Origin of the sequence: Bacillus sp. FSL K6-0993 (genome assembly GCF_037977205.1) — a bacterium.
GTDB lineage: Bacteria > Bacillota > Bacilli > Bacillales > Bacillaceae > Bacillus > Bacillus subtilis.
This window is the reverse complement of sequence record NZ_CP150275.1, coordinates 1361892-1383281: the sequence shown is the minus strand read 5'-3', so window position 1 is coordinate 1383281 and position 21390 is coordinate 1361892. Positions and strand designations below refer to the sequence as shown.

23 protein-coding genes, 1 pseudogene and 2 riboswitches are annotated in these 21390 nt (G+C 43.4%); of the genes and pseudogenes, 10 read left to right on the top strand and 14 right to left on the bottom strand.

The genetic code is table 11. From position 1 onward, the window contains the following. The first annotated feature begins 4 nt into the window (after positions 1 to 4). Together MHH79_RS07280 and MHH79_RS07275 are read left to right on the top strand one after the other, a co-directional pair. A complete protein-coding gene (locus MHH79_RS07280; protein WP_080344191.1) occupies positions 5 to 940 on the top strand; it encodes a Ku protein in 936 nt (311 codons plus the stop codon). Positions 941 to 943: 3 nt separating this feature from the next. Next, positions 944 to 2779 carry a DNA ligase D gene (locus MHH79_RS07275; protein ID WP_015483154.1) on the top strand — a complete coding sequence of 612 codons (1836 nt, stop codon included), beginning with the start codon at positions 944 to 946 and terminating at the stop codon, positions 2777 to 2779. Between the two features lie 25 nt (positions 2780 to 2804). Here MHH79_RS07275 and MHH79_RS07270 read toward each other — a convergent pair whose 3' ends face one another. Then, positions 2805 to 3818, bottom strand: a complete 1014-nt coding sequence (locus MHH79_RS07270; protein WP_015483153.1) for a glycosyltransferase family 2 protein — start codon at positions 3816 to 3818, stop codon at positions 2805 to 2807. A 12-nt stretch (positions 3819 to 3830) separates the two neighbouring features. Further along, on the bottom strand, positions 3831 to 5525 hold the full coding sequence (locus tag MHH79_RS07265) for a DUF6044 family protein (protein WP_014479610.1): 1695 nt from the start codon (positions 5523 to 5525) through the stop codon (positions 3831 to 3833). Positions 5526 to 5717: 192 nt separating this feature from the next. On the opposite strand from MHH79_RS07265, the gene MHH79_RS07260 reads away from it, so the two are divergent. Continuing rightward, positions 5718 to 6530: a metallophosphoesterase gene (locus MHH79_RS07260; protein ID WP_251218362.1), complete on the top strand. Its 813-nt coding sequence runs from the start codon at positions 5718 to 5720 to the stop codon at positions 6528 to 6530. Positions 6531 to 6557: 27 nt separating this feature from the next. Here the strand turns inward: MHH79_RS07260 and MHH79_RS07255 are convergent, their stop codons facing one another. Then, the gene (locus MHH79_RS07255) at positions 6558 to 7109 is read right to left on the bottom strand and encodes a hypothetical protein (protein WP_100506274.1); all 552 of its coding nucleotides are present in this window, start codon (positions 7107 to 7109) and stop codon (positions 6558 to 6560) included. Between the two features lie 91 nt (positions 7110 to 7200). Between MHH79_RS07255 and MHH79_RS07250 the strand changes: the two are divergent. Next, positions 7201 to 8330 (top strand): annotated as a pseudogene (locus tag MHH79_RS07250) (glycosyltransferase). Between the two features lie 5 nt (positions 8331 to 8335). Here MHH79_RS07250 and MHH79_RS07245 read toward each other — a convergent pair. The 3 genes from MHH79_RS07245 to MHH79_RS07235 form a co-directional block, all read right to left on the bottom strand. After that, positions 8336 to 8800 (bottom strand): MarR family transcriptional regulator, encoded by a 465-nt coding sequence (locus tag MHH79_RS07245; RefSeq protein WP_003232536.1) that lies wholly within the window; start codon positions 8798 to 8800, stop codon positions 8336 to 8338. A 132-nt stretch (positions 8801 to 8932) separates the two neighbouring features. Then, positions 8933 to 9115 carry a stress response protein YkoL gene (ykoL, locus tag MHH79_RS07240; RefSeq protein WP_003245766.1) on the bottom strand — a complete coding sequence of 61 codons (183 nt, stop codon included), beginning with the start codon at positions 9113 to 9115 and terminating at the stop codon, positions 8933 to 8935. Positions 9116 to 9202: 87 nt separating this feature from the next. Next, positions 9203 to 9358, bottom strand: a complete 156-nt coding sequence (locus tag MHH79_RS07235; RefSeq protein ID WP_003232538.1) for a hypothetical protein — start codon at positions 9356 to 9358, stop codon at positions 9203 to 9205. Positions 9359 to 9551: 193 nt separating this feature from the next. Here MHH79_RS07235 and tnrA point away from each other — a divergent pair, with 193 nt between their 5' ends. Further along, positions 9552 to 9884 carry a MerR family transcriptional regulator TnrA gene (tnrA, locus tag MHH79_RS07230; protein WP_003232541.1) on the top strand — a complete coding sequence of 111 codons (333 nt, stop codon included), beginning with the start codon at positions 9552 to 9554 and terminating at the stop codon, positions 9882 to 9884. A 42-nt stretch (positions 9885 to 9926) separates the two neighbouring features. Here the strand turns inward: tnrA and mgtE are convergent, their stop codons facing one another. The 7 genes from mgtE to ykoG form a co-directional block, all read right to left on the bottom strand. After that, on the bottom strand, positions 9927 to 11282 hold the full coding sequence (gene mgtE / locus MHH79_RS07225) for a magnesium transporter (protein WP_003232543.1): 1356 nt from the start codon (positions 11280 to 11282) through the stop codon (positions 9927 to 9929). A 17-nt stretch (positions 11283 to 11299) separates the two neighbouring features. Then, entirely contained in the window at positions 11300 to 11422 is a 123-nt protein-coding gene (locus MHH79_RS07220; protein ID WP_009967087.1) for a hypothetical protein, read from the bottom strand. A gap of 91 nt (positions 11423 to 11513) precedes the next feature. Continuing rightward, positions 11514 to 11679, bottom strand: a riboswitch (M-box (ykoK) riboswitch). 107 nt (positions 11680 to 11786) lie between these two features. Next, entirely contained in the window at positions 11787 to 11924 is a 138-nt protein-coding gene (locus MHH79_RS07215) for a transcriptional regulator SplA domain-containing protein (RefSeq protein WP_003218541.1), read from the bottom strand. Positions 11925 to 12006: 82 nt separating this feature from the next. After that, entirely contained in the window at positions 12007 to 12519 is a 513-nt protein-coding gene (locus tag MHH79_RS07210) for a PepSY domain-containing protein (protein ID WP_003232544.1), read from the bottom strand. A gap of 91 nt (positions 12520 to 12610) precedes the next feature. Continuing rightward, positions 12611 to 13291: a PepSY domain-containing protein gene (locus MHH79_RS07205; RefSeq protein ID WP_340035071.1), complete on the bottom strand. Its 681-nt coding sequence runs from the start codon at positions 13289 to 13291 to the stop codon at positions 12611 to 12613. Further along, positions 13288 to 14652: a two-component system sensor histidine kinase YkoH gene (gene ykoH, locus MHH79_RS07200; RefSeq protein ID WP_015383484.1), complete on the bottom strand. Its 1365-nt coding sequence runs from the start codon at positions 14650 to 14652 to the stop codon at positions 13288 to 13290. Before ykoH ends, MHH79_RS07205 begins: the two co-directional genes overlap by 4 nt. A gap of 3 nt (positions 14653 to 14655) precedes the next feature. Next, complete coding sequence (gene ykoG, locus MHH79_RS07195; RefSeq protein ID WP_038428855.1) at positions 14656 to 15342, bottom strand: two-component system response regulator YkoG; 687 nt, start codon at positions 15340 to 15342, stop codon at positions 14656 to 14658. A gap of 101 nt (positions 15343 to 15443) precedes the next feature. Beyond that, positions 15444 to 15556: riboswitch (TPP riboswitch) on the top strand. Between the two features lie 94 nt (positions 15557 to 15650). Here ykoG and thiU point away from each other — a divergent pair. Genes thiU through thiX form a run of 4 tightly spaced genes read left to right on the top strand, consistent with a single transcriptional unit; the run spans position 15651 to position 19223 of the window. Beyond that, positions 15651 to 16253, top strand: a complete 603-nt coding sequence (thiU, locus tag MHH79_RS07190) for an HMP/thiamine ABC transporter substrate-binding protein ThiU (protein WP_100506115.1) — start codon at positions 15651 to 15653, stop codon at positions 16251 to 16253. 1 nt (position 16254) lies between these two features. Then, positions 16255 to 16854 carry an ECF transporter S component gene (locus tag MHH79_RS07185; protein WP_003232554.1) on the top strand — a complete coding sequence of 200 codons (600 nt, stop codon included), beginning with the start codon at positions 16255 to 16257 and terminating at the stop codon, positions 16852 to 16854. Further along, positions 16841 to 18484, top strand: a complete 1644-nt coding sequence (locus MHH79_RS07180; protein ID WP_100506116.1) for an ABC transporter ATP-binding protein — start codon at positions 16841 to 16843, stop codon at positions 18482 to 18484. The genes MHH79_RS07185 and MHH79_RS07180 overlap by 14 nt, the downstream gene beginning before the upstream one ends. Then, the gene (gene thiX, locus MHH79_RS07175) at positions 18459 to 19223 is read left to right on the top strand and encodes an HMP/thiamine ABC transporter permease ThiX (protein WP_015483146.1); all 765 of its coding nucleotides are present in this window, start codon (positions 18459 to 18461) and stop codon (positions 19221 to 19223) included. Before MHH79_RS07180 ends, thiX begins: the two co-directional genes overlap by 26 nt. 32 nt (positions 19224 to 19255) lie before the next feature. Here the strand turns inward: thiX and rsbRB are convergent, their stop codons facing one another. Further along, the gene (rsbRB, locus tag MHH79_RS07170) at positions 19256 to 20089 is read right to left on the bottom strand and encodes an RsbT co-antagonist RsbRB (protein WP_003232560.1); all 834 of its coding nucleotides are present in this window, start codon (positions 20087 to 20089) and stop codon (positions 19256 to 19258) included. Positions 20090 to 20311: 222 nt separating this feature from the next. Here rsbRB and isp point away from each other — a divergent pair, with 222 nt between their 5' ends. Then, on the top strand, positions 20312 to 21271 hold the full coding sequence (gene isp, locus MHH79_RS07165; protein WP_309529648.1) for a serine protease Isp: 960 nt from the start codon (positions 20312 to 20314) through the stop codon (positions 21269 to 21271). The last annotated feature ends 119 nt before the right edge of the window (positions 21272 to 21390 follow it).

Below are 21390 nucleotides of genomic sequence, written 5' to 3'. Positions count from 1 at the left end.
ACACATGAATCGTACTCCTTCTCTTCACACTAAAGAAAAAAAGGGGTTTATCGATATGCATACAATGTGGAAGGGATCGATCAGCTTTGGATTAGTAAACATCCCCATCAAGCTATATGCGGCCACAGAAGATAAAGATATTAAACTGCGCAGCCTCCATAAAGAGGATCACGCACCAATCAAATACGAGAAAGTTTGCACAAATTGCGAAAAAACTCTTAGTCCTGATGAAATTGTGAAGGGATATGAATATGTAAAAGGGAAATATGTAGTGCTGACGGACGAAGATTTAAAAAGCTTAAAACAGGAGCATGAGGAGAAAGCGGTTGAGATTGTTGACTTTGTTCAGCTCCAGGAAATTGATCCGATTTATTTTAACCGCTCCTACTTTGTCGGCCCCGGGGATAATGGGACGAAGGCCTATACCCTGCTGCGTGAGGCGCTGCGCTCAACCGGAAAGATCGGTATCGCCAATATGACAATCAGGTCAAAGCAGCAGCTGGCGATTCTCCGTGTGTATGAAAATTGTATCGTCATGGAGTCTATCCATTATCCCGATGAGGTCAGAAGCGCCGCTCATGTCCCAGGTGTACCTGATCAATCGAATGTAAACGATAAGGAACTGCAAACCGCTATCACATTAATAGATCAACTGACTGCTGAGTTTGAGCCTGAGAAATATGAAGACACGTACCGACAGGCGCTGCTGCAAAGAGTCAACGACAAGCTAGAAAATAAAGAAACGGCCGTCACTCCTGATAAAGCGCCACCTCGTGAAGATGTCATTGACCTGGTAAGCGCTCTGCAAGCCAGCATTGACAGAACCAGAAGGCCGAACCGGGAGACACCGGCTGCCACACCTGCACAAGCTGCTGAACCGAAAGGAGCCGGAGATAAAAAACAAAAAACAACTAGAAAAAAAGCCTCCGGCACGTCATAGCCCATGGCGTTTACCATGCAGCCGGTCCTAACTTCGTCACCGCCAATCGGAGCAGAATGGCGTTACGAAGTAAAATATGATGGGTACCGCTGTATTCTCCGCATCCATTCTTCAGGTGTGACCTTAACCAGCAGAAATGGTGTGGAGCTCAGCAGCACCTTCCCTGAAATCACACAATTCGCCAAAACTGCCTTTCAGCACATGGAAAAAGAGCTTCCGCTGACACTTGATGGTGAAATCGTATGTTTGGTGAATCCTTGTCGTGCAGATTTTGAACACCTTCAAGTGCGGGGGCGTTTGAAAAGGCCAGACAAGATTCAGGAATCGGCAAACGCGCGGCCGTGCTGCTTTCTCGCCTTTGATTTGTTAGAGCGAAGCGGAGAAGATGTAACGCTTCTTTCGTATTTGGACCGCAAAAAATCGCTGCGTGAACTCATATCCGCAGCAAAGCTTCCTGCATCTCCAGATCCTTACGCAAAAGAAACCATTCAATCCATTCCCTGTTATGATCATTTTGATCAACTCTGGGAGATGGTAATAAAATATGACGGAGAAGGAATTGTAGCGAAGAAAACAAACAGCAAATGGCTTGAAAAGAAGCGGTCGTCCGATTGGCTCAAATATAAAAACTTTAAACAAGCTTATGTTTGCATAACAGGGTTCAACCCTAACAACGGGTTTCTGACGGTATCAGTGTTAAAAAACGGAATAATGACACCGATTGCCTCTGTTTCGCACGGAATGCGCGATGAGGAAAAAAGCGCTATACGCGAGATTATGGAACAGCACGGACATCAAACACCCTCAGGCGGATTTACGCTTGAACCTTCGATTTGTGCAGCTGTTCAATACTTAACAATTCTCCAAGGCACATTAAGAGAGGTATCGTTTGTAGGTTTCGAATTCCAAATGGACTGGACCGAATGCACGTATGCGCAAGTCATACGACACTCCAAACCGGTTCACCCAAAGCTGCAGTTCACAAGCCTGGATAAAATCATATTTGAAAAGAATAAAAAAACAAAAGAAGATTTTATTCAGTATATGATTGAAGTCAGTGACTACCTGCTCCCATTTCTGAAAAACCGGGCTGTCACCGTCATCCGCTATCCGCATGGATCTAGGAGCGAATCATTTTTCCAAAAAAACAAGCCGGACTATGCGCCGGATTTTGTTCAATCTTTCTATGATGGAAGCCATGAACATATAGTCTGTGAGGATATGTCTACATTGCTATGGCTTTGCAACCAGCTTGCTTTGGAGTTTCACGTTCCCTTTCAAACCATTAAAAGCAGGCGTCCGGCTGAGATTGTCATTGATTTAGACCCGCCTTCGCGAGATGACTTTCTTATGGCCGTGCAGGCCGCAAATGAACTGAAGCGGCTGTTGGATTCCTTTGGCATCACATCGTACCCGAAGCTGTCCGGCAACAAAGGCATCCAGCTTTATATTCCCTTGTCTCCCGAGGCATTTACGTATGAAGAAACACGCCAATTTACGCAGCTGATCGCAGAGTACTGCACCAATGCATTTCCCGAGCTATTTACCACTGAACGCTTGATTAAAAACAGACACGGCAAATTGTATCTTGATTATTTGCAGCATGCAGAAGGAAAAACGATTATCTGTCCCTATTCGACGAGAGGAAATGAGCTTGGGACTGTTGCAGCCCCGCTCTACTGGCATGAGGTGCAATCATCTTTAACACCCGCTCTGTTTACAATTGATACGGTCATCAATCGAATTAAGAAGCAGGGCTGCCCATTTTTTGATTTTTACCGCAACCCGCAAGACGAACCGCTAAGCGCTATTTTACATCAGTTGAAGAAAAAGAGCTGACTAATGAAGTCAGCTCTTTCCGTGTTTAACTGTACTTTTTATCTAACCGCTCTTTTTCCTGGCGCTGAAGCGGGCTCAGCTGCTCATTATACAAATCAATATCAATCGCGTATTTCGGCCGTCTTTTCACTTCAGAAAAAATCGTTCCAATATACTCTCCGATGATTCCAATTCCCATCAATTGCAGCCCGCCCAAAAACCAAATGGATATGATGAGAGACGCCCAGCCTGCATTCGTATGTCCGAGCATCTTTTGAATAAACGCGCCAACCCCTGCCACAGCGCTGAGGAAAAACAAAACAAACCCTAAAAGCGTAAAGAATCGAATTGGTGCGACACTGAATGAAGTAATCCCGTTAAAAGCGAAGGATAGCATCTTTTTCAGCGGATATTTCGTTTTGCCGGCAAAGCGTTCCTTGCGGTCATACAAAACTTCGGCCGATTTAAAGCCGATCATAGGGACAATACCTCTTAAAAACAGATTCGCTTCCGGATAACGTTCAAGCTCTTCAAGGGACCTTTTATTCATTAAACGAAAATCAGCATGATTATAAATTAATTTAATCCCAAGCTTATTCATGAGACGATAAAACCCTAACGCGGTCGTGCGCTTGAAAAAGGTATCGGTTTTTCTGCTCTGGCGTACACCGTAAACGATCTCGCAGCCCTCATGATATTTCAGCATAAAATCCCGGATCACAGAGATGTCGTCCTGAAGATCAGCATCGATCGAAATGACGCAGTCTGACCTATTCTTCGCTTTATGGAGTCCGGCTAAAAGCGCTTTTTGGTGGCCGACATTGCAGGCTAATTTTAAGCCGGTAACCTTCTTGTTTCTTATGCTCTCCATAGCAATCAAAGCCCAAGTGCGGTCTTTGCTGCCATCATCGACAAACAGAATTTTACTGTCTTCAGCAATTAATTTTTCTTCAATTAAATCATCTACAACCTCTGTCAGCTGACGGCTTGTTTCTTGAAACACTTCCTCTTCGTTGAAACACGGGACGACGATGGTTAATACTGGCTGTGACTGTTTCAATCGAAATCCTCCTTATCTTGTTTCATATAAATAAATGCGCCAGGCGGAATCTTTATGGTCAAACGTCTTTACGAGCGCGAGATGGTTTTGTTCAGCATTCATGATCGGAACTGAAGAAAAAATGTACCGGCCGCCCATTTTTTTAAATACATCTGTATTTAATTGAAGGTTGTTGATCGTTTTCTTCGAGTTCTTTTTGAAATCATATCGTTTACCGAGTTCATCGACAAAAAGGTAGCAGCGGCTGCCCCATTCATCAAAATATTGTTTCAGCCGAGAATTTTTTTCCAGCTCTTTTTCGATGATTTTCCTAAATTCATATTTATATGAGAGCGGATACAGATTGTTATACGTATCTAACGTATAAAACCCGTTATATTGGGCGATAGACGGATGCAGTCCGATGCTCGCCACCCTGTACGAATCTTGCGGACGTCCGATATATTCCTTAATCTCTTTGAATTGCTCCGATGCATAAAACTCCTTGAATGTCGGCGCGTTGTAATGAACGCCATACGTATATTCTTCATTAAAAGGCGCCAACACCATTAGCTGTGCAGCGACTGCGGCGTACACAAGCCATTTCCATCCTTTCCCCATCCGCCAAATGAGATATAAAGCAAGCGCAAAGCTCACGTATATAACAAGCGGCCGAAGAAAATGAAAACGGGCAAAATTAAATTCTGCTAAAAAGGCAAATTTCTGCTTTGGAACAGCCCAAATTTTGTTGAACCAAAACGCATACCATAATGACAATCCATAATTAAGCACACATAAAAACAGATAAACATTTTCTGGCTTTGTCCGATTTCGTTTGAACAGCAGAGCAGCAAATACGACCAGCAGGATCGGGAGGATGACAACGGTATGAACGGTCATCACATGATTATGGCCATAGACAAAGTTTTTTACGGATAGCCGAAGAGAATGCCAAACGTCATGCCTGGATGAGATAAATTCGATACGATGCATCGGTGCGTGCTCAAACAGCATCGAATAGACAAGCCGATATTCAACGAAAAGATAGATACTCGTCATAAATGCAATACTGCCTAAGAACATCAAATTCCATCTTCTTTTTGTAATGGCATCATACAGCCAAAAACACGCCATCCCTGCCAGGAAAAAGAAGAAGCCTAGAACAAAGCTTGAGTATAGAGGGAGCAAGCCCAGTGTCAGCCACTCTCTCCATGAAATATCCCCTTTTCGGATATTTAAAAAAGCCCACAGTGCCAAAGGGTACCCAAGCGTACTCAGCATTCCCGAAGGCCAGAACGGTGTTAAGGCAAATGCAAGCGATACGCCAATTCGGATGAAAGCCGCTTTTGGTTCCGGGATTATATGTTTCTTCAGCAGCACATACATTCCAAAAAAAGCGACAACTCTTGTAACCGTCTGGCTTATTGCATAGGCGGTCATGGAAGAAAAGAAAGCATGGAGCCAAACAATTCCGCTCCACTCGGTGCCAAAGGCATCCCGGGGCAGCCCGTTAATGATTTGCGGAATGGCAGCGTCAACCTTGCCGACGATTTCTCCGCTATCGGCCAGAACCTTGTACCAAGCGATGTTGGAATCTAAATTATCGTGGACCCGGATATGGGCATCTTCCTTTAAAATAAAAAGCGGGGATACATACAATAAAAGAAGAAATAATGCGATCCAGAGATAATATGTTTCTTTTTTTTGTTGTCTCATCAATCGTAACATTGCTTACACATCCATTTGTTATTCTGACTCCGTCGGCATGTTCTGCCTCATGTGTCAAAATTTATTATCCCTTTTCCCTTCCAAATCATTCATCATATGACAATCCGTTTTTCAGCCTGTCTCTACCCATTAATTCCCACTATCCATAGGGCTTGATCACTCACTATACTGATAGGAGGGAGGGGATATATTTTGTTTACAATCTTACTTTCATTGGCCATACTCGTATTTGTGCCATTTCTATATAAAGCGAACCGCAATACAAAAGATGTGAAAGTCAACACCATTTCAATCGACCAAAAAGACGGCCTTCCAGCCAGAAAAAAATTAAATATCCTTCATTTATCAGATCTTCACTTGGAAAACATTTCAGTCTCACCTGAGGAGCTGTATCATTTAACAAAAGATCAGCCTGTGGATATCATTGCTCTTACCGGGGATTTTCTTGATCGGAAACGTAATATTCCGAAGCTGGGAGGTTACTTGAACGCCTTGCAAAAGCTAAAGCCTGCATATGGAATGTACGCGGTGTTCGGTAACCACGATTATGTATTGAAAGAAGAGGACTTTCAGAGATTGAAGCGTGTTTTAGAGGAAAACGGCTGTATCACGCTGCAAAATGAACATGTTCGAATTGAGACGGCTGCAGGGCCAGTCAATATTATCGGCATTGATGATTACAGTACGAATCGAAGTAATATCACCGGCTCTTATCAAAGTCTGGAAAATGGCTATCATCTTGTCTTAACACATGACCCAAATATTATTCTGGATATGAAAGATGTTCACTATGATTACCTGCTGTCAGGGCATTTTCACGGCGGGCAAATCCACTGGCCAAAACCGTATCATTTGGTGAAAATGGGAAAGCTCGTGCGAATGAACATGATTAAAGGCCTTCATTATCATCACAATAAACCATTTTATATCAGCGAGGGCTTGGGACAAACCGGCGTAAATATCCGTGTCGGAAGCCGCCCTGAAGTAACATTTCATCAGATTTAAGCAAAAAAGACTGTGCTGACCGAGGCATCAGTCTTTTTTTTGATAGGTTTTCTGCAGCTTTTCTTTTGAGATAAACAAATAGGATGAATTCGGTAAATGCCGCAAGCTCACAGGCTTTGAAGTCAAATATAAAATCGGCACATGGGACACTTTTTTAAAGCATCTGTAAAAAGGGTTCACCGGGGTGATCACATCAAAGCCGAGCCTTTCCACACCTTTGTCAAGCATCGTAATCCCAATGATTCCTTTGATTTTCTCGCTTTTTTTATGATTGTTGATATAGTCAAGAAGAAGCGGCATCGATTGATATACTTTCTGATAAATAATGATTCCTTTTCTGACTGCGCTCTCAATGCTTTGAAGCTCCCTGATCAGCTTTATGTTATGCAGGTGGATTTTAACGAGCATATCATTTTTTCTTATATGCGTTCCGTCGCTAAGCACGACATGATGTCCTTTGTACTTCGTCAGCCTGACTCGAAAGACGCTTTTACGATCTTTGTCAACCAAGGTCAGCCTTGAAAAAAAGAAATAAATCGGGTCAACCACTCTCCAAATGGAAAGGAAACAGGTTTTCATCTTTTCACCTTCCTTATGATCAAAAACACCCTTATATTTTGTGAACGTTCTCCTCAAAATATAGTTGCCATATTTTTTTAGGAGGACTGTCATGAAAAACATTCTCATTTTTCCTTTTTTAAGCATTTCCACCGGCCATCATCATGTGGCTGATGCATTGCAGGCTGAATTAGAGTCTCAAGGGCTGGCAGCTGAAAAGATTGATATCTTTTCACATGCGTATAGGCGGTTAGAAAAATTGTCCTCCGTAGCTTATTTAAAATGGATTCAATATTTCCCGAAAACGTACAGCGGCATTTACAGGCTCCTCGCCTGCGGAGAATTTCAGCATAATAAACGCTATTTCATGTACGAATGGCTGTTCACACAGCAAATGAGGCACATCCTCCAAGAAAAACAGCCTGATATCGCCTTCTGCACACATGCGCTGCCTTCTTATCTGCTGAACCGACTAAAGCCTGAATATCCGAATCTGACGGTTGTGAATGTATACACTGATTTTTTCGTGAATCAATTATGGGGACGGAAGAACATTGATTACCATTTTGTTCCGAGCACGGAAGTAAAGAAGCAGCTAATATCAGAGGGGATCGATCAGAACAACATATACTTGACCGGCATTCCAGTTCACCGAAATTTTGAAATGGAATCAGCAGATACCTTGCAGCACCATCCGCCATATACCATCATCATCACTGGGGGCAGTATGGGGGTCGGTGGAATTTTAAAATGGGTGCAGGAACTGTCGCCAGGCGGAAAGATCTTATACAAAATATTATGCGGCAGAAACGAAAAGCTCTACTGCTATGTCAAAAGTTTACACCACCCCTTGATTGAGGCGATTCCTTACCTTCACAGCAAAGCAGAGATGAACCGTTTGTACGAACAGTCGACAGGCATCATGACTAAACCCGGAGGCGTGACCATCAGTGAATGCTTACAGAAACGGCTTCCGGTATTTATTTATCATGCACTGCCGGGACAGGAAGAAATGAATTTAAACCTTCTACATGAAAGGAAGCTCGTCACAGATATGAGAAACTGGGACATGCAGAAAGCAGAAGAGTATATCGCGGCATTTTTTCAATCGAACGAACAGATGAAGGAGTATAAAAAACACGTCAATGGATACCTTGGCGAAATGTCTGATAGGAAGATTGAAGATGTTTTAAAAAGAATCTTATAAAACAAAAAAACACTCTCCTGAAACAGAGAGTGTAGAATAGTTAACGAAACAGCAAATGCTGGCTGTGTATGCCTGCTTTCTTGAGCAGGACGATCAGCTGGTCCTGTTCATCAGGCGAAAGGCCTGAAAACGCTCTCGCAATACGCAGTGCATGAATCGGATAAATTTTATCCAAATACTCATTTCCCTTGTCAGTTAAATGTGCGTAAACAGAGCGTTTATCTTTCGGGTCCTGCTCCCTTACTAAAAACCCGTTTCTTTCTAGTTTGTCAATAACATATGTGACGTTTCCGCTTACAAGCAGAAGTCTCGACCCAATTTGCTGTAATTTTTGCGGGCCTCTTGTGTACAGGAGCTCCAGTACAGCAAATTCAGTGGGATTAAAACCGTGCTCTTTGCTATCACGGATACTATGTTCGGACACACTTTTGAAAGCCCTCGCAAAAACTCTGTACAAATTCATCGCACGCTCAACTTCTTCTTCGTTAAACGATAATCTCATCATATCTACCTCGTATATAGGATTTTTATAAAAAAATAATGAAAACCCTTACATATAATAAGAGTTCAGTCCCTTACTATACGTATTCGCTATAATTCGAGAAATTCCTTCTAAAAGCAAAAAAATCCTTATACATTATCTTGTATAAGGATAATTTTTATGATTTGTAATGCTTCGAAAGAAATAAGCATATTCTTTCCGAAGCTCTGAAATCGTCATTTTGTTCATAACCTCTTTATTATAAACCCCAATCTGATAGAGTTTTTCAGAATAATGGCGTCGTTCTTTTTCTAAAGCGGATTTCAATAAATTACTCATAGCGTCCTCCTTCATTTTGAGGTATCCTATACAAAAGATACTCTTTTTAAATGAACGTGGTATGAATCTAATGTAAAGAATTTATGTTTACGAAGATTTTCGGTATTGTCCGTTTTGAACCGATCTTAATAATTGAAAAGCCTGTTCTCCGGCAAGCTGCATAAACGTCTCCAGCATTTCATCACGCTTGATATCCAACTCTATAATTTCTTTTGCCAGTGAGACCGCTTTTTCTTCCTCCATGATTATCCTTCCTCCTCGTTTGTTTGTTACATAAAGGATAAAACGCGCTTGGGTGTTACGCATTATTCTTGTTAATTTTTCTTCCGTATTTTTTCAAAAATCTTCTATTTGATGTTAGAAAATATGACAAGCGTCAGGTTTTTTCTCTTTGTTTTTTATATACTATTATCAAAAGACATCCAGGGGTGGAAAAATGACCACAGAAGATCATTCTTATAAAGACAAAAAAGTGATTTCAATCGGAATTGTGAGTGAATTGACAGGATTGTCCGTAAGACAGATCAGGTATTATGAGGAACGAAAGCTCATTTACCCGCAGCGTTCTTCAAGGGGAACAAGAAAATACTCCTTTGCCGATGTGGAGCGGCTGATGGATATCGCCAATAAGCGTGAAGACGGCGTACAGACAGCAGAGATTTTAAAGGATATGCGCAAAAAAGAACAGATGTTAAAAAACGATCCGCAAGTGCGGAAAAAAATGCTGGAGGGGCAGCTTAATGCTCACTTTCGGTACAAAAACCGTTAAATAATAAAAGTCCGGCTCGCAGTTGAGACGGACTTTTTATGTTTATAATGAGTGAATGAATGCAGTGGCAATGCCAAAGTAGATTAATAAAGATAAAATATCGTTTAACGTTGTAATCAGCGGTCCAGAAGCAATCGCCGGGTCTACTTTCAGTTTGTGCAAAATAATAGGGATAATCGTTCCTGACATCGTTCCGATGATTAAGGTTAAGAACAGTGAAGAGGCGACAACAAATCCCAAAAGCGCATTCCCCTGCCATATGATAGAAACAATCGCAATCAGCACAGAACAAACCGCTCCGATAAAAATGCTTGTTCTGAACTCCCGGAAGATCAGGCGCACAATCGTTTTTTTGTTCATTTCTTCTTTAGACAAACCTCTGATGACAACCGCAAGAGATTGTGTTCCCGTATTTCCTGTCATCCCTGACACCATCGGCATGAAAAACGCAAGCGCGACAACCTGCTTCAGCGCGTCTTCAAAATAGCTGATAATGCTTCCTGAAATCAGTCCGATAAACAAGAGTAAAATCAGCCATGGCAGGCGCCGGTATGCCGCCACGTAAGCTTTTGTGTCAAAGGTGATGTCTTTACCGGAAGCGGCAAATTTTTCGTAATCCTCATCAGCTTCCCGAATAACGACGTCGATAATATCATCGACCGTCACAATGCCGACAAGCACGTTGTTTTCTTCTACAACCGGTATTGCCAAAAAATCGTAACGTTCAATCAGGCGGGCAACTTCTTCCTGGTCCTGAAGAGCATCTGCTGATATGACGCGGGTAAACATTAAATCCTGCACCTTTTCTTCAGGTTCACCCAGAATCAAATCGCGGTAGGAAAGAACCCCAACCAGCTGTTTGCTTTCATTAATAACATATAAGTAGTTGATCGACTCAGCTATTTCAGCGAAGCTTTTCAGTTTGACGACCGCGTCTTTTACCGTGTAATGCTGAGGAATCCACACATACCGGTTTGTCATCATGCGTCCCGCTGAATCAGCTGGATAATTCATCAAGAGCTGTACAGCTTTTGACTCTGACGCTTCCATGCTGGACAAAAGCTGTTCCTTCAGTTCTTCGTCCATTTCTTCAAGCAATTGAGCGAGGTCATCGTTGTCCATTTTGTTCATCGCTAGTGTTGCTTTTGTTTTTCCGACTTTATTTAAGACGACAAGCTGAAATTCGCGTTCCAGCTCCCCGATCATATCAGTGATATCGTCTACAGTTAAATAAGATAAATAGCGGGCGCGGTGTTTTTCCGGCATTTCTTTAAAAATAAATGCCATGTCATAGGGCTGAAGCTCATCAATAACACTTCTGAAATCCCTGATTTTCCCGTCTCGCAGTAAAATAATGATGCGTAAAATGAGTTCGTCATAGGTCATGTTTTGAACCATCGGGACTCGTACCTCCTCTACGGAGACGTACCGGCCTCGCCAGAAGGTGCGGCTGTTCGTCTCCTCATCGTGTAATCAATTGTCTTGCTGTCATAGTATATGGGTACTTCTTCAGATTGACTCGAATGGGGAGAATCCATACTCCGCACCTCCTTTGATTGGTTTCGTTTTAAAGGCATAAAAAAAGCCTTCGGGATTGAAGGTGAAAGAAGCACGGCAAAAAAAGCGTGCGGGCGCCTTCAATCGTAGAGCTTTAGCACTGTATGGCATAGGACAAGCATCCAGCTGCATTAAAAATCACCTTATGTCGATGATTTCTGTTGACCCATTGGCGTCTTTGGACATTTTTGGGCAGCAGCGTATCTCCATACAGGAGCCTCACCTAACGAAGTTCCTAATTGAATTGACACACTGAGATTACAGAAAAAAACAAGCTGTGTCAACTCAAAAAAGTAATAAATGCGCTTACATCACAATTACGGAACAAAACAAGGGCCTAAGCCCTTATTCTGTTGTTTGTGTCTCGTCATCTTCAGAAAGCAAATGATACGTTTCATGAAGAAATAAGGCGTACTCTCCTTCCTTCGTCGGATGAGGGACATATTCAGCCTGATTGATGTATTGCTCCTCTTTCTTTTCCATGCGTTTCGCCTCCTTTTCTACTTAGATTGTCCAAAAGAAGGTTTCTTATCATGAAAAACCCCCGCTGCAGCGGGGGTTTTGATTAGTCATCTATCTCCTGTTTGATAATGCGTCCATCTTTTGCGGAAATTTCAAATTCTGTCTCAGTTCCTTGTTTCGTTTGGATTTCCATTTCATAGATGTAAGCACCGTCATCTTCATCAAGCTTACTTTCCGTTACGGTTCCACCTGTTTGCTTTAATGCAATTTCTTCAGCTTCTTCTTTTGTTATGGCGACTTGTTCTGCTTTCTCCTTTAGCGGGTCATTAAGCGCTTGTTTTGTATGAATATCTACATATACGTCGTAGTCTTCACCTTCTTTTTCAATCTCCACTTCATAGACTTCTTTGCCGTTGTAAAGGTCTCTGTCAATGTCTTCTACTGTGCCGTCAACAACTGTTTTAGCAATTGCTTCTGCTTCTTGTTCAGTGAGTGCATCTGTCTTAGAAGAAGCCTGTCTGTTTTCATTGTTTTCTGTGGCAAACGCGTTGTAGCTGAATCCTCCGGCCGCTAGGCACCCTGCTAAAAGACCAACCATCCATTTTTTCTTGAGCATTTGTGAGTCCTCCTTTGTTTTGTATGAGTACAGTTTACACACTCAACATGAAAGGAAAACGAGAGCAAGATGAGAATTTGATGAGAAACCGTCAGTCTTCATACACAATGTTAGCTATCTTTCCTGTGTAGGCATTGATTTTCACTGTCGCTTCCTTATTATCAGGAAGATCAACGTCCACTTCAAAGATGAGAGTGCCCTCACTTTCTTCGAGATCTGCGTCATCCGCTGTTCCGCCCGTTTTTCGCTCTGCAATTGTTTTGGCTTCTTTTTTCGTAATCGGCGTTTTTTGTTGATCTTTGCTGCTGATTTGATCGGCAGACAAGACTGTTTTTGCCTGCATGTCTACCTTCACTTCGTATGTTTTCCCGTCTTCTTTTTGTATGGTATAAGTGGCAACTTGACTTTGCCGTGTTTGTTTTTTGACCGTTCCCGGCACCCGCTCAAGCGCAAGATGCTCGGCTTCTTTTTCTGTCATGGCAGATGGATTCACTGCTTTTACTCTATTCATTGAAAGAATGTCAGCCGATATTGCATCTGCTTTTACAAAGTAAGTTCCCTTTGGATTTTCAAGGGTTATATCATATGTTTTTTTATCCTTTGATTGTGTTGCTTTCGTGACCTTGCCTTCATAGGAGGCTTCGACTTTTTTTACGACAGTCTCCTTTGACAGTATGTTCTCATGGGTTTGCCGAATGATGAGAAACGTACAGATGATGACAACTAAAATGGCTGCTGCAGCAAAAGATACTGTTTTTATTGTTTTCGTCATCGGCCTCCCCCATTCTGTTCGCTGAATTGCATGGTGACAGCTGTTCCTTGTCCCGGCTTGCTTTTGACAGACAGCTCAATGCCATGCTCATCAGCGATTTGCTTGGCAATGGAAAGGCCTAAACCCGTTCCGCCTGTTTTTCTGTTTCGTGCCTCATCTGCCCGGTAGAACCGTTCGAACAAATGCGGGATATGCTCATCAGGTATTCCGATGCCTTCATCCCTCACTGATAGAAACGGCCGTCCATTCCTCGTTCCAGCTGACATCTCAATAGGCTTTTCACTATACTTGATTGCATTATCAAGCAAAATGGTCAACAGCTGCTTGATGCGTTCTTCATCAGCCTTTACAAGCAGGCTCTCTTTATCTGTTTCAAGCAATATGTCACGCTGATAAACGGACTGGAGCGTTTGCATAACCGCGCGCGTCGCTTCAATCAGATCGATTGTTTTCAGATCAAGCTCGAGTCCTTGATGGCTTTTGGCCAGCGCCAAAAGCTGATTGGTCAGTTTTTTCATATGCACCGCTTCTGAGTGAATGGCTTCTATCGACTCCTCAAGCACCTCCGGCTTTTTTGCCCCCCACCGCTTCATCAGGCTGCTGTAGCTTTCTATAATAGTGAGCGGGGTTTTCAATTCGTGTGAAGCATCTTGAACAAATTGCTGCTGTTTATCATAGTGCTCCTTCAGCATCATTGCCATTTCATTAAATGTCAGCCCCATTTGATACAATTCATCGTTGGACTGTCCTTCTAAAGAAATCGTTTTAAATTCTTTGTCTCGCTGTATGTCTTTCATTGTGATCATTAATCGTCTGATCGGATTGATGATTCGGCGGGCTAGCAAGCTGCCGGCAAAAAAAGAAGCAATGCATACAGCAGCACTTGCAGCGATTAAGATGATTTTCAACAGAAACAGACTCTCTTCTGTGTTCTCTAGTCTTTCAACCAGCTGAAGAGACACCACTTGTCCATCGGTCCAAATCACCGGAACAGCAGCCTCGGCAAACAGCTTGCCGTCATGTTTCCTCACATCTGCCGTTTCTCCGCTATGAAAAGAGAGAGGAAAATCTTTATAGGCTTTTTCTTTTGTGATCGTCATAACGGCTTTTTGATCACCATTCACTACACGCACCATGCCATTTGCCGGAAGATAGGCCTGCAGCATATCCTGCAAAGCCACTCCTTCTGTTTCAGCGGCACGCAGCGCTTCGGCAATGTTATCCGTCTCATCAGCAAGCCGGGCCGCATCCTTTGATGTCAGCGCAGACGAAAAAATGAGATATACTGCGGTATGAACCAAAATTAATAAAATCAACAGTGATATTGATGTGTATAGATGAATCTTGGTCTTCAGCTTCATCGTTTACCCCTTAATGGCATAGCCGACCCCGCGAATCGTATGGATCAGCTGTTTTTCGTAAGGATAGTCCAGTTTTTTTCTGATGTATCTTATGTAGACGTCCACGACATTTGTATCACCGATATAATCAAATCCCCATACCGAGCTTAGAATTTGCTCCCGTGTCAGCACTTGCTGCGGATGCTTTAGCATATAGACGAGTAAATCAAATTCCCGCGGCGTTAATTCCACCTCTTTGTCTCCGCGTCTCACTTCACGGGTTTTTTCGTTCACCCGCAAATCGTCATATGTAAGAAAGGTGCCGATATCTTCCGTTTTTGTTCCATTTTGTCGCAGCGCCGCCCTGATTCTCGCAAGCAATTCCTCGATTTCAAACGGCTTGGTGACATAGTCATTCGCACCGATATCCAGACCTGTTACCTTATCAGGAATACTGTCTCGCGCCGTTAATAATATGACCGGTGTCTGGGGATCCGTTTTTCTCAAGCGGCGCAGCACTTCCAGTCCGCTAAGCCCCGGAAGCATGACATCAAGAAGCACCAAGGAATACCCGCCTTCCGCTGCCGCATCCAGACCTTCTGTGCCATTGTGTTTGATGGTGACACTGTATCCTTCATATTCCAATTCAAGCTGAAGAACCCTGGCGATTTTTTCTTCATCTTCCACAATTAATATGTGTCCTTTTTCCAAATTTGATCATCCTCTCCCGTCCCTATATGAAAAAAATGATTTCGTTGTTTACAAAATGATTCTTATCATCTATTATGATGTCAAAATAAAAAATTGTATACGGAAAGCACTAGGGGTGCTGTTTTGGCTGAGATAAAGCGCGGAAGAAACGCGCTTTGATCCCTTATGACCCGATCTGGATAATACCAGCGTGGGGAAGTGCAGGTTGACCGAATGGTGTATTTTTTTGTGCGCTTAATCGATCTATGACTGCATATTCCCTTAGGATATGCAGTTTTTTATTTTATCAAAAAAAGGAGGTCGGAGAAATGGAGCATATTTGCGGTACAAGCAGAATCGCCGGTTTTCGCTTCTCTTTATATCCGATGACGGATGATTTTATCAGTGTGATCAAGTCTGCGCTGAAAAAAACAGATACATCCAAGGTATGGACGAAAACCGACCATATCAGCACGGTGTTACGCGGATCGATTGATCATGTATTCGATGCTGCAAAAGCCATTTACCTTCATGCAGCAAACAGCGAACAACACATCGTCATGAACGGCACGTTTTCCATTGGATGCCCGGGTGACACACAGGGGGATACATATCTTTCCAAAGGTGATAAGCGTGTCAATGAAGATGCTGTCCAAGGCTTGAAGGCGGAAGCGCCGTGCCAATTTGCCCTTTATTCAATGAACGAGCCGGATTATATGGGATTGATTATGAAGGCTGTCGACATTGCAAAAGCCCAAGGCACTTTCGTACAGGGTGTCCATTACGCGAGCGAGCTTGACGGGGATGCGCATGACGTATTCAGCACATTGGAAGCCGTTTTCCGCATGGCCGAGCAGCAAACAAACCACATCACCATGACTGTGAATCTTTCGGCTAACAGTCCATCAAGAAAAAACAGAAAGCAGGGATAAAATGAAAAGCTGGAAAGTAAAAGAAATTGTCATCATGTCCGTTATCAGTATCGTATTTGCCGTTGTTTATTTATTATTTACACATTTCGGAAACGTGCTTGCAGGTATGTTTGGGCCAATCGCCTATGAACCGATTTACGGCATTTGGTTTATCGTTTCGGTGATCGCCGCGTACATGATTCGAAAACCGGGTGCGGCGCTCGTTTCTGAAATCATTGCCGCTCTCGTTGAGTGCCTGCTGGGAAATCCGTCTGGCCCGATGGTCATCGTCATTGGCATTGTTCAAGGGCTCGGGGCTGAGGCTGTATTTCTTGCAACACGCTGGAAAGCATACTCTCTCCCTGTCCTTATGCTGGCCGGTATGGGGTCTTCAGTAGCCAGCTTTATCTATGATCTCTTTGTTTCTGGCTATGCAGCCTATTCACCAGGTTATCTGCTCATTATGCTTGTGATCCGCCTCATTTCCGGCGCGCTTTTGGCGGGACTTCTCGGAAAAGCTGTCAGCGACTCTCTCGCTTATACAGGTGTGTTAAACGGAATGGCACTCGGAAAGGAACTGAAAAAGAAACGGAAGCGGGCGTCAGAACATGCAAGCCTTTGATGAGCTTCTGACGGTTGAGCAGCTCAGCTTCTCTTATGAAGAAGACGAGAAACCGGTTTTTCAAGACATTTCGTTTGAGCTTCAAAAAGGAGAATGTGTTTTATTATTAGGACCGAGCGGATGCGGTAAAAGCTCGCTCGCCCTTTGTTTAAACGGTCTATATCCGGAGGCTTGCGACGGCATTCAGTCCGGACATGTCTTTCTATTTCAAAAGCCGGTCACAGATGCTGAAACCTCCGAAACGATTGCTCAGCATGCCGGGGTCGTTTTTCAGGATCCTGATCAGCAGTTCTGTATGCTGACGGTGGAGGACGAAATTGCGTTCGGACTGGAAAATCTGCAAATTCCAAAAGAAGAAATGACAGAGAAAATCAACGCCGTATTAGAAAAATTACGCATTACCCATTTAAAAGAAAAAACGATCTCAACCCTTTCAGGAGGACAAAAGCAGAAAGTGGCTCTCGCCTGTATTTTGGCGATGGAGCCTGAGCTTATTATTTTAGATGAGCCGACCTCTCTTTTAGACCCTTTCTCAGCGCGGGAGTTCGTTCATCTGATGAAAGATCTTCAGCGGGAAAAAGGTTTCAGCCTCCTCGTCATTGAGCACCAGCTTGATGAATGGGCGCCTTGGATTGAGAGAACGATCGTGCTCGACAAATCAGGCAAAAAGGCGCTGGATGGCCTGACGAAAAATCTATTTCAGCATGAAGCGGAGACACTAAAGAAATTGGGCATCGCCATTCCAAAGGTCTGTCATCTGCAGGAAAAGCTGAGTATGCCGTTTACTTTATCAAAAGAGATGCTGTTCAAAGAGCCTATTCCTGCCGGGCATGCCAAAAAGAAGAAAGCCCCTTCTGGGGAGAGTGTGCTTGAAGTCAGCAGCCTTTCGTTCGCGAGAGGACCGCAGGCGATTTTCAAAGACATCAGCTTTTCGTTGCGCGAAGGTTCTTTAACGGCGCTTGTCGGTCCGAACGGAACTGGAAAATCGACGCTCCTATCAGTTTTGGCCCGTCTCATGAAACCGCAAAGCGGCAAAATCCTTCTTAATGACCAGCCGCTGCAGAAATATAAAGAAAAAGAATTGCGTAAACGGATGGGATTTGTTTTTCAAAACCCTGAGCATCAATTCGTCACCGATACGGTGTATGACGAGCTTCTGTTCGGCCAGAAAGCAAATGCTGAAACTGAGAAAAAAGCGCAACACCTGCTGCAGCGTTTTGGTCTTGCGCATTTGGCTGATCATCATCCGTTTGCGATCAGCCAAGGGCAAAAACGGCGACTGAGCGTAGCTACTATGCTCATGCATGACGTAAAGGTTTTATTATTAGACGAACCAACCTTTGGCCAGGACGCCCGCACAGCGGCTGAATGCATGGAAATGATTCAGCGTATCAAGGCAGAGGGAACCGCTGTCCTTATAATTACACACGATATGGAGCTAGTCTCTTCGTATGCTGACAGCGTGCTTGTGCTTCACGATACGGGCCTGGCCTTTGACGGATCTCCAGAGCAGTTGTTTTCTCAAGAAACAGGGCTTGTCCAAAAAGCAAAGCTCACCCTTCCCCTTCTATATGAATGGATGGCATATCAAGAGGAGGTGCGTGATGAAGCAGCCGTTACATCTCATTAATCCGACTGTGAAAGCGGCGGCGGTTTTTTGTTGTGTCGTCATGCTGTCGTTTATTTACAACCCTTACACTCCGGCATGTTTTTATATCATCATCGTTGCGGGCGTTCTACTGGCGGCCGGAATCCCATTGAAAAAATGGCTGTTGTTTACGATTCCGTTTTTGATTTTAGCATTCGGATGTGTGTGGACAGCCGCAGTTTTTGGAAAGGTGCCGACAACACCGGATAATTTTTTGTTTCAAGCAGGCCCTATCTCAATTAACAGCGATAATGTGTCTGTCGGCATCTCTCTCGGGTTTCGTATTTTATGCTTCTCCGCCTTATCGATGATGTTTGTTTTTACAACCGATCCGATTTTATTTATGCTGAGCCTTGTCCAGCAGTGCAGGCTCTCACCAAAGCTCGCGTACGGTGTCATTGCAGGCTTTCGCTTTCTTCCGCTGCTAAAGGATGAGGTCCAGCTGATTCAGCAGGCTCATAAAATCAGAGGAGGAGCGGCGGAGAGCGGCATCATTAATAAAATCAGTGCGTTAAAACGATATACCATACCGCTATTGGCAAGCGCCATCAGAAAAGCGGAACGGACAGCGCTTGCGATGGAATCGAAAGGTTTTACAGGAAGCAGAAACCGGACATATTACAGGACATTGAGCGTGAACCGGCGCGACTGGCTGTTCTTTTGCCTCGTTCTCTTGTTATTCGCAGGATCTTTTCTCGTATCTTTCTGTTTTGCCTCATAAAAAATCCGCTATCGACGATAGCGGATTTTTTCTTATTGATGATAATTTAATGCTTGGGCAAGGTTGGTTTTAATGGTAATATTCGAAAAGTCAATCCCCAGCTGTACAGCAGTTTGCGCAATTTCAGGCCTGATTCCTGACAGGGTTGACCGGACACCGATCAGATTGAGCGCCTCAATCAATTTAAAAATCTGGTGCGCCACCATCGTATCCACTACCACAACACCTGACAGATCGATTAACAGATGCTCCACGCGTCTTTTCGCACAAGCTTGAAGCGTGTTTTCCAGAATAAACTTCGCCCGTTCGGTATCAATGTCACCGACAAGAGGCAGCAGAGCTGTTGATTTGCTCAGGGTAATGACAGGTGAGCTTAATTCCAATATCATTTCTCTTTGGGCGTTTAATTGCTGCTTGGCATTCATTTCAGCGTGATCAACGAATGTATAAATGGTGAAATCAAATACTTTTACAATCAAATCTGCCCATTTTTGCTTCTCTCCCGGTTCAAACGCTGACTCATTTTCTTCTGCAAACTTCTCAAAATACTTCGTATATAATCTCCTGTTTCTCATAAACTCCCGAATGACATACTGAACCGGTGTGTCGAGATGTTTTTGATCGTTGGTCAGCTCAATGACCCACTCTTGAAACTCTTCGAGAAATTGTTTTTCCGGTAAAACATACATGTAATTCAGATGCCGGTAAAATTCTCTGTCCTGCTCTTTCAATTCTTCCGTTACTGTTGCATTATGTAGGGCGTAAAGCGAATTCGGATCACTTTCCTCCATCGTTTCAATCCATTCCTCGGCCATTTGTTCCACATGCTCTGAAAAAAATGCATATAATTTTTCATTCAGTTTCATGACACTGCTCCTTTCCCCAACACTATTATAACTTGACTTACAGTTGAATCCCAGTCATACATGCCGAAGCCATCCAATATTTTGAAGATTACTAATTCTTTGGTGTGTATCCTATTTTTTCAAAATGCTTCAAATGGCTCTGTCCGAGCGCTTGCTTTTTTCATATAATATGAGGCAACACCCTTGAATCCACTTGAAAGCATAAAAAAGGAGGGCTTTTTTATGAATGGTGAAATCCGCTTGATCCCGTATGTGACGAATGAGCAGATCATGGATGTAAACGAGCTTCCTGAGGGCATTAAAGTGATTAAGGCGCCAGAAATGTGGGCAAAAGGGGGAAAAGGCAAAAATATTAAAGTTGCTGTATTAGACACGGGCTGCGACACAAGCCACCCTGATTTAAAAAATCAAATCATAGGCGGAAAGAACTTCACGGATGACGACGGCGGCAAGGAAGATGCGATTTCCGACTACAACGGACACGGCACACACGTCGCCGGAACGATTGCAGCTAATGATTCAAACGGAGGCATTGCCGGAGTCGCGCCTGAGGCAAGCCTATTGATTGTGAAGGTTCTTGGCGGCGAGAACGGCAGCGGACAATACGAATGGATAATCAACGGCATCAACTACGCGGTGGAACAGAAAGTCGACATCATCTCAATGTCCCTTGGAGGGCCAAGCGATGTGCCAGAGCTGGAAGAAGCAGTGAAAAACGCAGTTAAAAACGGAGTGCTTGTCGTTTGTGCAGCGGGAAATGAAGGTGACGGCGACGAACGCACAGAAGAGCTTTCCTACCCCGCAGCTTATAATGAAGTGATTGCAGTTGGATCTGTTTCTGTAGCGCGAGAATTGTCAGAATTTTCTAACGCAAATAAAGAGATTGACCTTGTGGCACCAGGAGAAAACATCTTATCCACCCTTCCCAACAAGAAGTACGGTAAGCTGACCGGCACTTCAATGGCTGCCCCTCATGTCAGCGGTGCGCTTGCTTTAATCAAAAGCTATGAAGAAGAATCATTTCAAAGAAAGCTTTCTGAATCTGAGGTTTTCGCACAGCTAATCCGCAGGACACTTCCTCTTGATATTGCAAAAACGCTGGCAGGCAATGGATTCCTGTATTTAACAGCTCCTGATGAGCTCGCAGAAAAAGCAGAGCAATCACATTTGTTGACCCTATAAGATTATTTTTCTTATATAATATACACCACATCATGTAAATAAAAATTTCAAATTCTATGTTGACAATGAATTTGAATTACTGTTAAGATTACCAACAAATGATTCAACTTTTCAAAAAA